This is a genomic window from Kordia algicida OT-1 (assembly GCF_000154725.1).
Taxonomy (GTDB): domain Bacteria; phylum Bacteroidota; class Bacteroidia; order Flavobacteriales; family Flavobacteriaceae; genus Kordia; species Kordia algicida.
On record NZ_DS544873.1, the window covers coordinates 2,098,236 to 2,112,439 of the forward strand.

A 14,204-nucleotide genomic window follows, 5' to 3' on the forward strand; every position below is an offset into this window, starting at 1 on the left:
CAAACTGTAACAATTGAATTTTTCAATACTCTTTACAATAAACAAAACTTTTTGAGCCACCAAAAGTTACATACTGAACAACTCGTTACGTTGTGCAAAGAAGGAAACCAGTCTGCGCAAATGGAGATTTACAATCGCTATTATAAAGCGATGTATAATACTGCATTTCGAATTTTAAAAGACAGCGCAGAAGCAGAAGATGCCATGCAGGAATCGTTTTTAAATGCGTTTCTAAAATTGGATTCTTTTAGCGAAGAAGTTTCATTCGGAGCTTGGTTAAAAAAAATCGTAGTGAATAAAAGTATTTATCTGTACAAAAAGCAACAACGAAAAAGCGAAGTTTCTATCGACACCATGTTACATAAGGTCGAAGATAATGATGGAGTTGCTTCAGATGAGGAGTTTACAAGCTTACAGGCTCAAAAAGTATTGCAAACTTTAAAAACACTGAAGGACAATTACAGAGTTTCTTTGACCTTACATTTAATTGAAGGGTTTGATTATGAGGAAATCTGTACCATTCTAGATATTAGCTACGCAAATTGTAGAACGATGATATCTCGTGCTAAAGAGAGTTTGCGAAAAAAACTTGAAGTATACGTATGATGAAAAAGGACAATATTACAAACTTGTTTGACCGATTGAAAGATGATTTTGATGTGGAAACTCCCGATAAAGGACACGAAAATCGTTTTTTACAGAAGTTGCAACAACAACAAAATGAAGAAACGGAAAACACTTCTAAACCAGTGATTTTGTTTACTTGGTGGAAACAAATTGCGGCTGCTTGTGTTATTTTATTAAGTCTCGGAATCTTTATTGGTTCTAATTTTAACGCTTCCGCAGAAGAAACTCAGGTCACTTTTTCGCCAGAAGTAGAAAAATCACAATTGTATTTTGCTTCTTTAATTGAAAAAGAACTTGCCAAAGTAAAAGCGGCAGAAGATGAAGATACTAAAGAAATTATTCAAGATGCTTTGCTACAATTGGAACGCTTAGAGAACGATTATTCAAACCTAAAAAATCAATTGATTGAACGTGGAAACGACAAACGTATTTTGCATGCAATGGTAACTAATTTCCAATTGCGAATCAATTTACTAGAAAACGTATTGACACAAATAGACGAAATTAAATTATTCAAAAATGAAAACACTATTATATAAACTAACATTACTTGCCTTTTTATTGCCTGTTCTAACATTTGCGAATAATGGAAAAGGAAAACTTAAAGGGAAATATACCAAAGAAAAAACCATTACGAAAGAGTATTCTGTGAACGATGATGCTTTGGTAAAGATTAAAAATAGCTACGGCGCAATTCATATGACTGCTTGGGACAAAAATACGGTTGCGATTGAAGTAGTAATAAAAACCAATGGAAATTCAGAATCGAAAGTAAAAGAACGCTTGCAGCAAATTGATGTCGATTTTAACAATTCGTCATCAATGGTCAGTGCAAAAACAAACTTTAATAACGGATCAAAAGCCTGGTGGAAATGGAATAAACGCAACAACGTAAGTGTTACCGTAAATTATACGGTTAAATTCCCTAGAGGAAATGAACTCGATCTTATTAACGATTACGGTTCTATTTTTGTGAACAAGGCAGAAAATAGAGTTTCGCTCAATTGCGATTATGGTAGCATGGAAATTGGAGAATTACTTGCAGACAATAATTCTTTAAACTTCGATTACACAAATGATGTAACAGTTGCCTATATGAAAAGTGGTCGAATTAATGCTGACTATTCTTCTTTTACCTTAAATAAAGGAGGTAATATTGATTTGAATGCCGATTATACAAAATCACGCTTTGGAACAATTAATAATATTCAGTACAACTGTGATTATAATACTTTGCAGATAGCGCAAGCGAATAATATACAAGGAGCTGGCGATTATTTATCGCTTCGTTTAGGAACTATTACTGGAAATGTAGATTTGACTGCCGATTATGGTTCCATCAAAATTTCTGAAATGACAGACGATGCTGGTAATATTAAAATTGAATCAGAATACGCAGGTATTAAAATTGGCTATCAATCTGGTTATCATTTTAACTTTGAGTTCGATTTAGAATATGCTAGCCTGAAAGGAGACAGTAGTTTTACCATGAACAAAAAACGTGTAGAATCTAGCTCAAAGTACTACCAAGGTTATTACGGAGATAGCAATAGTAGCAACAATATTTCGATCAACTCTGAATACGGAAGTGTTCGATTTGAAAAACAATAATAAACATCATCAAAAAATAAACAGACTTAAAAAATCAACAATCATGAAAAAAACAACAGTATTCATCATCGCATTATTATTAGCAACTACCGTATCTCACGCACAATGGGGCTGGGGAAAAGGAAAGAAAATTAAAGGAAATGGAGACATGACCACCATTTCAAGGACGACATCTGATTATGATGAAGTTGCCGTAGCAGGTTCTTTTGACGTAGAATTAGTATCAGGAACTGAAGGAAAAATTACACTAGAAGGAGAATCTAACTTATTACAATATGTAGAAACCGAAGTAAGTGGCGATAAGTTAAAGATTAAAGTAAAAAAAGGATACAGTTTACGTGTGAGTAACAATAAAAAATTACTAATTACTGTTCCTTTTGAAGATTTGAGAACCGTTTCATTATCAGGTTCTGGAGATGTATATACTAAAAATGCAATTATAAAAGCTCGTAAATTTAAGATGGCTTTGGCAGGTTCTGGAGATATCATTCTTGACGTGGACGCTAGCGATTTGGATATGGCAGTTTCAGGTTCTGGAGACATGACCGCACGAGGAAATGCAGATAATGCAGATATCAGATTGGCTGGTTCAGGAGACATTCACGCCTACAAATTAGAAGCCAAAAATGCTGAGGTAAGTTTGGCAGGTTCAGGTGATATTAGAGTCAACGTAAAGAATAATTTAAAAGCTCGTGTAGCAGGTTCTGGAGATATTACATACAAAGGAAACCCATCTACAGAAGATACGAAAGTGTCAGGTTCAGGAAGTATTTCTATGAACTAGAAGATTCAAAAAAACAGCTATAAAAAAACCACTCAATTTGAGTGGTTTTTTGTTTGTATGTAGTGTCTCGTCCTGAAATAGCGTTACACTAAATTTTAAGCGTAATGAAAACAAATTATGTAAAACGTACTCAAAAAGATTATTCATTATCTTTTAAACTCCAAGTAGTTCAAGAGATTGAACAGGGTAAACTGACACGCTCACAAGTCTTATCAAAGTATGGTATACAATCTGGATCTACCATCAGAACTTGGTTAAAAAAATATGGTAACTTTGATTGGCATAATCAAACTCCACTTTCTATGACAAAGACTCCAGAACAAAAGATTTTAGAATTAGAAGAAAAAATCAAACTGTTAGAAAAGCAGAAGGCTCGTGCAGAACATCTGGCGGAGCGTGCTGACAAGAAAGCTATTTTGTTTGATATGATGATTGATTTAGCAGAAAAAGAGTTTAATATTCCTATCAGAAAAAACTCCAAACCCAAGTAATCGATATGTTTAGAATACATTACAGAGAAAGTATCTCATCTACTTGTGAGTTACTTGGGGTAAGCAGGCAAGTATATTACCGAGCGATACGTTCAAAAGAGAAACGACAGTGTATTGCTAGTGATGTGATAGAGCTGGTTCAATCTGTTAGAATAGAGCAACCACGTATTGGCACAAGGAAGTTATATCATATTCTACAAGAGTCTTTACGTAGTTTAGGTGTCGGCAGAGATCGTTTATTTGCTATTTTAAAGGCAAATCATATGTTGATTAAACCCAAGCGGAGCTATCATATCACTACTAACTCTCATCATCGGTTTAGAAAACATAACAATGTAATAGAGAATTTAGATGTAAACAGACCAGAACAAGTTTGGGTAGCAGATATTACCTATGTAGGTAATCGAGCTAATCCCATGTATTTATCGCTTATTACAGATGCATATTCTAAGATGATCGTTGGGTATTATCTATCCAATACCTTAGCAGTAGATAGTTCTATAAAAGCATTAAAGCAAGCTGTTAAAAACAGAAAATATCCCAAGGAAAGGCTAATACATCATTCTGATAGAGGTTTACAATATTGTAGTAATCAATATCAAAGAATATTAACTAAGAGTCATATTAAATGTAGTATGACAGAATCCTATGATCCATATCAAAATGCAGTAGCAGAGCGAATCAACGGAATCTTGAAACAAGAGTTTTTGATGGGCACCTCTAAAATAGACATCAAACTAATGAAGAAAATAGTACAACAGAGTATTAAAGTTTATAATACCAAAAGACCGCATTTATCATGTCAAATGCTAACTCCAGAACAGATGCACAAACAAAATAAAGTCAACATAAAAACCTATAAAAGAAAAAACACAGATAAGACAGCTGTCTTATCTGTGTTTTAACTATTTTTAATCCTAAATAACTGTAACGGTTTTTTAGGACGGGTCATAGTTTTTTTATTATTGTCGTGTAAACACTGAAGTTGAGGTAACCGTTGTAGAAACAACAATGCCTTCAACATCTTGTACTTCTTGTTGATCTTGTACAAAAGTTAATGTTTGTCCGTCTGCACTAAGTGTATATTGTAATTCTTGTGGCATGTCCGCAATGGCACTTGTATCCAAACCATCTACTTGAAGATCGTAAAATGCGCCTCCAACTGTCATCATATTAGCTCCAGTAATTTCGTATGTTCCTGTTCCTGAAACATTGGTATAATTTTGTGTTGACGTTGCAGTTTCATCTGGAGTTGTTACTGTGTATGTTATGTCATAATTACCTTGCGTACTAAATGTTTCGTTGTCGGTAAAAGTAACTGTGTAATCTAAATTTTCTCCTGTAATCACAGAAGTTGCTGAAGTTGTAAGATCGCCAACGGTAACGGAAGATTCTGTCCCTGCATCTAAAGAAACTGCGCTCCATGTACCAACAATAGAAGTTGGATCACTTGGATTTGATGGATCACTCGGATTTGTTGGGTTGTTTGGGTTTGTCGGATTTTCCACAATAGCTTCTTCTACACCATCATCAAGTGCTTCATTTTCGCATGTAAATGCCGTTAAAGAAATAAATATTACTAATAAGAAAGATAGTTTTTTCATCTGGAATCGGTTTTTAATTTCAAACAAATGTACTAAAATAAGCGAGTTATCCTAGTATTTCAACAGAATCGATGTGGTGCATTTGCTATTTCACATATTTCGTTTTCTTGATGAAACTGATCGTTACAAACGATAATAAGAAAAATATCGCCAAGAATAATACAGACCATTGCATGGAACCTGTAATGGCATTCAAAGCTCCAAAAACAAGCATTCCCAATACAATGGCTATTTTTTCTGTTACATCATAAAAGCTAAAGTACGTCGCCGTATCATCCGTTTCTGGAAGCAATTTAGAATATGTTGAGCGTGATAAGGATTGAATTGCGCCAAGCACCAAACCTATTAATCCGCCCAAAGCGTAAAAATAAAAGGCAATATTATCTTGGTTTTTATCTAATAAAAATGCTACAAAACAAACTACGCCCCAAATGATTATGGTGACTTTTAAAGCTGTGAGATTTCCAAAAGCTTTAGAAACTCTTGAAAATATAAATGCTCCAAAAATGGCAACGAATTGTACCAATAATATGGCTCCGATAAGATTTGTATCTGGCAAGCCCAATTCTGAACTTCCAAAGATTCCTGCCATGTAAATAATAGTTTGCACTCCAACACTAAAAAAGAAAAATGATATTAAAAACGTACGTAGTTGTGCATAATTTTTAAGTTCTGTCCACACTTTTCCTAATTCCTTAAATCCGCTTGTTAAATATCCTTTTTGTGGTGTACGTGTATGTTCATTTTTGGGTAATTTTCGGTAGGTGACTTGTGCAAAACCTAACCACCAAACTCCCACAACGATAAATGTGATGCGTGTGGCTTGTCCTGCTGTTTCAAATCCGAAAGTATCGTAAAACATAATCATTGCCAAACAGATAATGAGTAATAAAATAGAACCAATGTATCCCATAATAAATCCTTTGGCACTTACGGCATCTTGCTGTTCAGGATGTGCTACTTCGGGTAAATAAGCGTTGTAAAATACAATACTTCCCCAAAAACCAATTCCTGAAGTGATGGTGAGTAAAATTCCAATCCACAATGTGGCTTCATCTTTAAAAAAGTACAAACCGATAATAGACAACGAACCTAACAGACAAAAGAATTTTAGGAATTTGAGTTTGTTTCCTGTGTAATCCGCAATTCCAGAAAGTATTGGCGAAATAAAAGCTACGATTAACATAAAAAAAGCAATTGTGTAACTCATTAATGTTTCAGGATTCCAGTCTGTTCCCAAAAATGGAATGGTTTCAGTGAGCTTGAAACTTTCAAATTCTTTGGTTACACCTGCATAATAAATAGGAAAAACCGCAGTACTTATGACTAATGAGTATACAGAATTTGCCCAGTCGTAAAATGCCCAAGCATTGATTAATTTTTTATCACCTTTTTGCAATCCAGTAGTTTTTGCCATAATGTGTATGCTCTAAATAAAATTAATGTATTTTAATCTTTTAGCTTCTTCAAAAATTGCTTTTCAACGAAATTAGTTCAACTAACAACTTTGAATGCGTCTTTTCAGACTTTTCAAAGTTGAGTTTCACTAAAAAAAGCTGCCCAATTTGGACAGCTCCTAAAATACAGATTTATTTTTGAATGTGTGTTAATTTAAAATTTTCCTAACGAACGATAAGTTGTCACACCAAATTTTCTAGCTTCTGCTTTTGCTCTATCTGCTTCTGCTTGCAAATTCTGTACACGTTTTTCACTTGATGGATGCGTACTTAAAAATTCTGGTGGTGCTTGTCCTCCACTTTTTGCTCCCATACGCTTCCACAATTCTGAAGCTTCATCTGGATTGTATCCTGCAATTGCCATCAAATAAATTCCGATTTTATCTGCTTCGTTTTCGTGTTTTCTACTAAATGGTAACATTCCTAATACATTAGAACCTACTCCATAATATTGATTAAAAGCCTGACGAGATTTATCATCTTTAATGGCAATATTTCCTGCAATTGCTAATCCTTGCTGTAAATACGCGGCACTCATACGTTGCTGCCCGTGATTTGCCAAAGCGTGCGCAACTTCGTGTCCCATAATTGCTGCAATGGCTGTTTCATTTTCAGCTACAGGTAGAATTCCTGTGTAGAATACAATTTTTCCACCTGGCATACACCAAGCATTTACCGCTGGATCTTCCACCAAATTATATTCCCATTTGTAATCTTTTAAATATCCTTGTTGTCCGTTAGCATCTAGCCAACGTTCGGCAGCTACAGCAATGCGCTCTCCTACTCTTTGAATCATTGCAGATTTAGAAGTTCCTGTTACTACTTTATTTTCATTTAAAAATTGATCGTACTGTGCAAAAGCTGTTGGAAATAATTGGTCATTTGATACAAATGCCATCGTTTTTTTTCCTGTAAACGGATTTGTAGCACATGATAAAACCAACAGAAATATAGAGAGAAATAATAATGTTTTCTTCATAAGTATATTTTTAGGTTATTATAAAATTCTTTGATTATTGTATTACAAAATTACATAATATCCAAATATATGATTAAACCAAAAGATCTATTTCTTTAACTCAAAAAAAAATCTCAATTTTGAAAAATCTTAGATATCTTACCAAAAAATGAGTCAAACTGCACAAAATTCAAAGCCTGAACCAACTGTTCAGGTTCCCAAAGTAATCCTATATACAGGACGTTTTTTACAATTTATTGCGCCATCTATTGCCGCCAAATATGCACAGCGACTTTTTATCACTCCGCTAAAACATAAAATGCCAAAGCGTGAATTTCATATGGATAAAAATTCACAACAAGCTTCGTTGCACATTCCTAGTATCCAAAAAGATATTATAACCTATACCTACGGAAATGGTAAAAAAAAGATTTTGTTAGCGCATGGTTGGAGTGGACGCGGCACACAATTGGTAAAAATTGCAGATCATTTTGTGAAATTAGGCTATCAAACCATAAGTTTTGATGCGCCTGCACACGGAAAAGCACCTGGAAAATTGACTTCTATGCCTGAATTTATTGAAGCTATCCATGAAATAGACAAACAATTTGGACCGTTTGAATTTGCCATTGGTCATAGTTTGGGTGGAATGGCTTTATTGAATGCTGTTCGTGAAGGTTTTCAGATTAAAAAGTTAGCCACGATTGGCGCGGCAGATGTCATAACAGATATTATTCTACATTTTACTCGTACGCTTACGCTAAAAGATTCTGTTGCAACGAAGATGAAAGCAATTTTAGATTCAAAATTCGGACGTGATATTGATTATGCTTCTGCGAGTAATGCCGCCAAAGAAGTGAATATTCCAACCTTAGTGGTTCATGATGAAGATGATGTAGATGTTGCTGTAAGTTGTGCGTATGCAATTCATAAAGCATTACCAAATGGAACGCTTCATATTACACAAAATTTAGGACATCGTAGGATTCTTGGGAATAAAGAAGTGATTGAAAAGGTTGAAGATTTTTTACTCCGTTAAATGTTTAATTTTTATAAATAAATAGCACACAGCATAAATTAACGTGAGTTCGACTTAAGAAATTACTGAAAAATAATTAATTGTTAGTTCGAGCATTATCGTAGATACCGAGCGTAGCTCACGAGAATACTATAAAAAAATCGATTGAATCTCGACTGCGCTCGATTTGACATTAAGATACAATGCACTAATAATCAGACACGTGATAAATTAGTAATATCGAACTGACGTTAAATTAATTGCATTTATCATTCACAATAGTTTATTCTACTGTAATTGTTTTATCAAACGGAATGTCAAATTTACCTTCTCTATGATAAAATCGCAACATTCCATTTATTTTGTAAATTCCTGTTTGTAATGAATCAAGCGCAACATCAGCAATAGCGTAATTATCTTTCAGTTTATACTCGACTTTTTCTTCTACACCATTCCTTTCGATTTTATCGATTATAATATGTCTGTTTTCTTTAATGGCTTGCCCATGCCGAGAAGTTAACGTAAGTTTAATTCCACTTTCCGTTTTTCTGGTAATAATATCATCTACTTTTACTGAATATAATCCGTCAACCGCATACGTTATTCTACTTGCATACTCAAACACATACGCCATTGCAATTACAAGTCTATTCTTTATATATTTTAGCGTTAAATCATTCGAATTCGTTATGGGTTGTTTAAATGCTGGTAATAGATAATCTTTTCTATTATTTACCATTTTGGGTACTTCATTTAGAATTTCGTCTGATTCCGCAATGATGCTTTCAAGATTGCTTTCTTTATGCTTGATTGCACTATCTATTTTCGAAATTAGCATTTCAAATTTCACATCTAATTCATGCAGATTTTCAATTTTTTTCCTTGGCACATCTTCAATCATCCGATAATAATCGCCTTTGTTTTTATTTAATGTTCTGTTGCTGAATTCATAATTTGCCTGTAAAAACAAGTGCATTTCACTCAATTCTTCTTGTTGCGTATTACAAGAAAAAAAAGTAGAAATGATTAGAAAATAAACTAAAATTTGATTTTTCATTTTGCTAATTGGTATGATTGTTTTTGGTTGAGTCAACTCACTGGTAATTTATGTATAACGGGAATTCTTGTTATTTATGCTTCACCCAACTTATTTATTTTTGAAGCTACAATTTTGTTACGTAGGTTAAAATCGTCCCAAGTAACTTTAATCTTTACAATACACAATCTTGCGAAAGCACAAAAAAAGCCAAAACAAAACGTCTTGACTCTTATATTAAACAGTCTGTAATTATTTATTCCCTTTACAAGAAAGATTTCCTGATTGTGGAAAACAATCATTGAATCTGCAAGAATGTGCATCCGTAAAAGGATCACATGATACTGAACAGTAAACAGAACCTGTTCCTCCTGTTAATTCATTTGAATCAAAATTGGAGATGAATTTTTTGTTGAGGTGTAAGGATTTTAGATTCTTTTTTTTCATTTTGAGTATATTTTTAAATTATTAATGAATCAAAAGTATGTCTTAAGTAATTCAAAATTACAAGACTAATTATCGTAATTTATAAATTCAGACTGATTTCGGTTTGTGAAAGTATTTTGTTAGTTGAATATTAGAAATAATTGTTATTTCAATGCTTTAAGTCTCCAAACATAGTTTTAATAAATAACGTCAGTTCGATATAAATCATTCAATTTACATTTATAGTAATTTTAAAAATAATCCTGCTATATAATTCATTTTCAGTGTTTTATTTTCATTTTCTTTGCTTACCCAAAGAAAAGAAACAAAAGAAAGGGAACTTTTCCAGAGGTATTTTTAGTTTTTCTTTTAGGAAAAAACTAAAACCGCATGAATTTTTCTAAATTTTCTCCAAGGTTTCGAAAATTTTTAACGAAAAACTCCTGCTATACTGCGGAAAAGAATAGTTTCAAACTAAAATTATTACGTCGAACTCACGTTAAATAGTCTTTGAAAGAACGTGAAAACCTTGATACGAGTTTGTTATTCTAATTCGCTTGATAAGACAATTTGAAGTTTTTAATCTTGCAAAAATAAAAAAAGCCAAAACAAACGTTTTGGCTCTTGTATTTTTCAATCTCAAATATGATCATTTCGACTGCGCTCAATAAAACACATTTAGCATTTAGCATTTAGCATTTAGCATTTAGCATTTAGCATTTAGCAAAACTATCCAATAATGTGAATCTCAGAGAAATCTTTATCTACGATCATTGCGCCTGTTGTTGCCGCTTTGACATCGGTTAAGGAAACAGTAACGTTGTCCAACTGAATTTCTTTGATTTCAAATGGTAATCCGTGTAAGTTGAGTCTGAATTTTTCATATTTCGCTTCAAACTTTCCTTCTTTATGTTGTTGGATAATTAATTCGTTTGGCTTTCCTGTGAGTTTAAAAGTTCTTAAACTGTAACGACCTTTCGTATAATCGTAACCATCATGTGCATCGTCAAATAGTTGTGAACGCTCTTTTCCTTCTTTGTAATATACATCAAGTGTTACTTCGTCAATTTCTTTTTCGCCTACGTATTGTTGTACAGGATATTTTGGAATAATAGCTCCTTCTTGTACAAAAATTGGCATGCTATCAATTTCTGCATCTACCCATTTTTCTTTTCCACCTTCTACCAATTCATCTGTCCAGAAATTATACCATTTTCCGCGTGGAATGTACATACGACGACCTTTACTGTTTGGTTCTTGAATTGGACATACTAAGATTTTATCTCCAAAAACAAATTCGTCAGTTCTGTAATGCGTTTGATGATCTTCCTGATCGAACATTACCAACGATTTTAATAACGGCGTTCCATGATCGACTAAATTCCAAAAAGCTGTATATAAATATGGTAAGAGTTGATAGCGTAATTCTACAAACTTTCGCACTACGTCTGTGACATCTTCATCAAAAGCCCATGGTTCTTGATCGCCATGATCTCCTGAAGAATGCACTCTACAAAACGGATGAAAGATTCCAAGTTGAATCCAGCGTGTGAATAATTCTCCTTGCGGTTGTTCGGCGAATCCACCAATATCACTTCCCACAAAGGAAAAACCAGACATTGACATACGTTGTGCTTGTACATTGGCAATCCATAAATGTTCCCAAGTTGCGACGTTGTCACCTGTCCATGTTGAGGTATAACGTTGTGTTCCTGAATATGCTGCACGTGTAATGACAAACGGACGTTTTGGGTAGTTAAATTTCTTCAATCCTTGATATGTGGCACGTGCCATTTGCATTCCATATACATTGTGTGCTTTACGGTGACTGCACGGATTTCCATCGTAATCGTGACGAACATCGTCTGGGAATGTTTTGTTTGGCACTTCCATTACCGCAGGTTCGTTCATATCGTTCCAAACACCTTTAATGCCGACATCTTCAATTAATTCTTTGAATAATCCTGACCACCAATCTCTAACTTCTGGTTTGGTAAAATCTGGAAAGTAACATTCGCCTGGCCATACTTTTCCTTTCATGTAAGGCCCGTCAGCACGTTTACAGAAATAATCTTTATCTAATGCTTCTTTAAAAACATCGTAGTCTTTGTCAATTTTAATTCCTGGATCAATGATTGCAACCGTTTTAAATCCGTCATCTGCGAGTTCTTTTACCATTCGCTTCGGATCAGGAAAATGATTTTTATTCCAAGTGAAACAACGGAAACCATCCATATAATCAATATCCAAATAGATGGCGTCACACGGAATTTTTAAGTCTCTGAATTTCTGCGTGACTTCTTTTACATTACTTTCTGGATAGTAACTCCATTTACATTGATGATATCCTAATGCCCATAATGGTGGTAATTGATGCGGTTTCCCTGTCAAATCTGTATAACTTTCTACGACATCTTGCATTTGTGGTCCGTAGATGAAATAGTAATTCATTTCACCACCTTGCGCCCAAAAACTGGTAACGTTTCTGCGTTCTTGAGCAAAATCAAAGTAACTTCTAAAAGTATTGTCAAAAAAGATTCCGTAGGCTTTGTTATGATGCAAACCTGTGTAAAACGGAATGGCTTTGTATATTGGATCGGTATGTTTTCCGTATGCATACGAATCTGTCACCCAATTTTGAAAACGTTTTCCTTTTAGGTTTAAATGATCTGGCTTGTCTCCCAATCCGAAATAGCTTTCACGTTCATTGACCGTTTTGCTCATTTTTACAATATTTCCACCGTATTCATAACTTTCTTCCCAGTGAAAACCTAGTTCGTCTTCATTTACCAACGTATTGTCTTTTGCATCATACAATTGTATACGCATGTTTGTTTTTGCAATGTGACAGATCAATTTGGAAGTTGTGACAATATATTTTTCTTCATCTTCTTCAATTGCCAAATGATTGTATCCTGTACTAGCGTATTTGGTAATGGCGTAAGAGAAATCATTTTCAAAAGTTCCTGTGGTTGTGTACCGAAAACGCAAGACACTATCGCGTACGATTCGCATTTGCAATACGACATCATTTTCAGCAGTAAAGTATAGTGTATCTACGTCCTTTCGGAAGTTTATTATTTTGGAAGGAAATAAATTTCCTTTGTTTTCTAATTCTGTATTTACAATCATGTTGTAGATTTAAGATATTATGTAAAAAAACGCAAAAGTTTAGAGAATTAAAAGCTTTAAAACCCTGAATTATTAACGATAACGTTATAGTTATGTATTATTATTGAAAAGTGAGTTTTTTAGTGAGTTTTTTGTGAATTTCTGATTATCAGGTGTTCTAAATTTGAAATTCAACTAATACAAAAATCTATTTGTACCTCGAACACATGAATACTTTTTAGTTTTTTTGTTGGCACAAGCTGAAAAATTTGCGCTAGCGTTGGATTGTATTTTTTTATTTGTGGAAAAAAATAGAAAAAGTGAACCGAAGTCCACTTTTACAAATTGATTCATCAAAAAATCTTTTTTTATGTAATATTATTGACACATTGTATCACAACGCGTTTCACAAATACTAATTCTACAGCTAAAAGATGCACACATATAATGGAATGTATCTCTTCCACCTGTTAGTGTTTGTTCGTAGTTAAAATTTGAAATAGATTTTTTGTTAAGCGCTAATGATTTTAGATTTCTTTTGTTCATGATATAAAGTTTTGGTTAAGACTAAAAATATAAAAAAACAGACAAAGATCTAAGTACGGTAATACCCTATTTAACATTTAAAAGTCATTAGTTAGAGACTTTCGACTATTCATATGCTAGTGCGAGTTTGTAACTCGTGCCGATAAAAAAATATCAAAAATTCATCCAAAAAAGCCCATGTCATCAGTTTCTAAAACAGTATGATCGTCTTGAAAGTTTCTTGCGCTTGAATATTTCCAATCTATCATATCAGTGCATCAAAATATGATTGTCTTGTAAATACATCTATCCAATATACCGTTGTAAAAGTCACAAAATAAACTCCTGATTGATTATGAAATTTGTACTTTCTACTCATACATATAAAGTAAGATTTGTTTAATGGAAGTATTTGTGGATATGAGTTTGTAAATCATATATTTCTTACTCGGTTCGGCACGAGTTTAAAACTTAGGATTTTATATAAAATCAAATAATGATCTCAGAAACAACCTTGAATCATTGAATTTTTAAATCCTTGAATCGAGTGAAGCGA

Annotated in this window: 13 protein-coding genes; 7 read left to right on the forward strand and 6 right to left on the reverse strand. The window is 33.5% G+C overall.

Features of this window, described 5'->3' with window-relative positions; translation table 11 throughout:
- The first annotated feature begins 51 nt into the window (after positions 1–51).
- The 6 genes from KAOT1_RS08940 to KAOT1_RS08965 all read left to right on the forward strand — a co-directional run bounded on the left by KAOT1_RS08940 (position 52) and on the right by KAOT1_RS08965 (position 4,418).
- On the forward strand, positions 52–606 hold the full coding sequence (locus KAOT1_RS08940; RefSeq protein ID WP_040559436.1) for an RNA polymerase sigma factor: 555 nt from the start codon (positions 52–54) through the stop codon (positions 604–606).
- A complete protein-coding gene (locus KAOT1_RS08945) occupies positions 603–1,166 on the forward strand; it encodes a hypothetical protein (RefSeq protein ID WP_050765236.1) in 564 nt (187 codons plus the stop codon). Before KAOT1_RS08940 ends, KAOT1_RS08945 begins: the two co-directional genes overlap by 4 nt.
- On the forward strand, positions 1,147–2,238 hold the full coding sequence (locus KAOT1_RS08950; RefSeq protein ID WP_007094461.1) for a hypothetical protein: 1,092 nt from the start codon (positions 1,147–1,149) through the stop codon (positions 2,236–2,238). Before KAOT1_RS08945 ends, KAOT1_RS08950 begins: the two co-directional genes overlap by 20 nt.
- Positions 2,239–2,281: 43 nt before the next feature.
- Entirely contained in the window at positions 2,282–3,022 is a 741-nt protein-coding gene (locus KAOT1_RS08955; RefSeq protein WP_007094462.1) for a GIN domain-containing protein, read from the forward strand.
- A 104-nt stretch (positions 3,023–3,126) separates the two neighbouring features.
- Positions 3,127–3,513, forward strand: a complete 387-nt coding sequence (locus tag KAOT1_RS23410) for a helix-turn-helix domain-containing protein (protein WP_007092873.1) — start codon at positions 3,127–3,129, stop codon at positions 3,511–3,513.
- Between the two features lie 5 nt (positions 3,514–3,518).
- Positions 3,519–4,418, forward strand: coding sequence for an IS3 family transposase (locus KAOT1_RS08965; protein WP_007092993.1), 900 nt, complete (start codon positions 3,519–3,521; stop codon positions 4,416–4,418).
- 57 nt (positions 4,419–4,475) lie between these two features.
- Here KAOT1_RS08965 and KAOT1_RS08970 read toward each other — a convergent pair whose 3' ends face one another.
- From KAOT1_RS08970 to KAOT1_RS08980, 3 genes are all read right to left on the reverse strand, one after another.
- Complete coding sequence (locus KAOT1_RS08970; RefSeq protein WP_007094463.1) at positions 4,476–5,117, reverse strand: hypothetical protein; 642 nt, start codon at positions 5,115–5,117, stop codon at positions 4,476–4,478.
- 85 nt (positions 5,118–5,202) lie between these two features.
- Positions 5,203–6,534 carry an MFS transporter gene (locus KAOT1_RS08975; RefSeq protein ID WP_007094464.1) on the reverse strand — a complete coding sequence of 444 codons (1,332 nt, stop codon included), beginning with the start codon at positions 6,532–6,534 and terminating at the stop codon, positions 5,203–5,205.
- A 194-nt stretch (positions 6,535–6,728) separates the two neighbouring features.
- Positions 6,729–7,553 (reverse strand): M48 family metallopeptidase, encoded by an 825-nt coding sequence (locus KAOT1_RS08980; RefSeq protein WP_007094465.1) that lies wholly within the window; start codon positions 7,551–7,553, stop codon positions 6,729–6,731.
- Positions 7,554–7,701: 148 nt separating this feature from the next.
- On the opposite strand from KAOT1_RS08980, the gene KAOT1_RS08985 reads away from it, so the two are divergent.
- Complete coding sequence (locus tag KAOT1_RS08985) at positions 7,702–8,571, forward strand: alpha/beta fold hydrolase (protein WP_007094466.1); 870 nt, start codon at positions 7,702–7,704, stop codon at positions 8,569–8,571.
- 262 nt (positions 8,572–8,833) lie between these two features.
- Here the strand turns inward: KAOT1_RS08985 and KAOT1_RS08990 are convergent, their stop codons facing one another.
- The 3 genes from KAOT1_RS08990 to KAOT1_RS09000 form a co-directional block, all read right to left on the reverse strand.
- Positions 8,834–9,607 (reverse strand): hypothetical protein, encoded by a 774-nt coding sequence (locus KAOT1_RS08990; protein WP_007094467.1) that lies wholly within the window; start codon positions 9,605–9,607, stop codon positions 8,834–8,836.
- Between the two features lie 231 nt (positions 9,608–9,838).
- On the reverse strand, positions 9,839–10,033 hold the full coding sequence (locus KAOT1_RS08995) for a hypothetical protein (protein ID WP_007094469.1): 195 nt from the start codon (positions 10,031–10,033) through the stop codon (positions 9,839–9,841).
- Positions 10,034–10,741: 708 nt separating this feature from the next.
- Positions 10,742–13,144 carry a glycoside hydrolase family 31 protein gene (locus tag KAOT1_RS09000; RefSeq protein ID WP_007094470.1) on the reverse strand — a complete coding sequence of 801 codons (2,403 nt, stop codon included), beginning with the start codon at positions 13,142–13,144 and terminating at the stop codon, positions 10,742–10,744.
- Between the last annotated feature and the right edge of the window lie 1,060 nt (positions 13,145–14,204).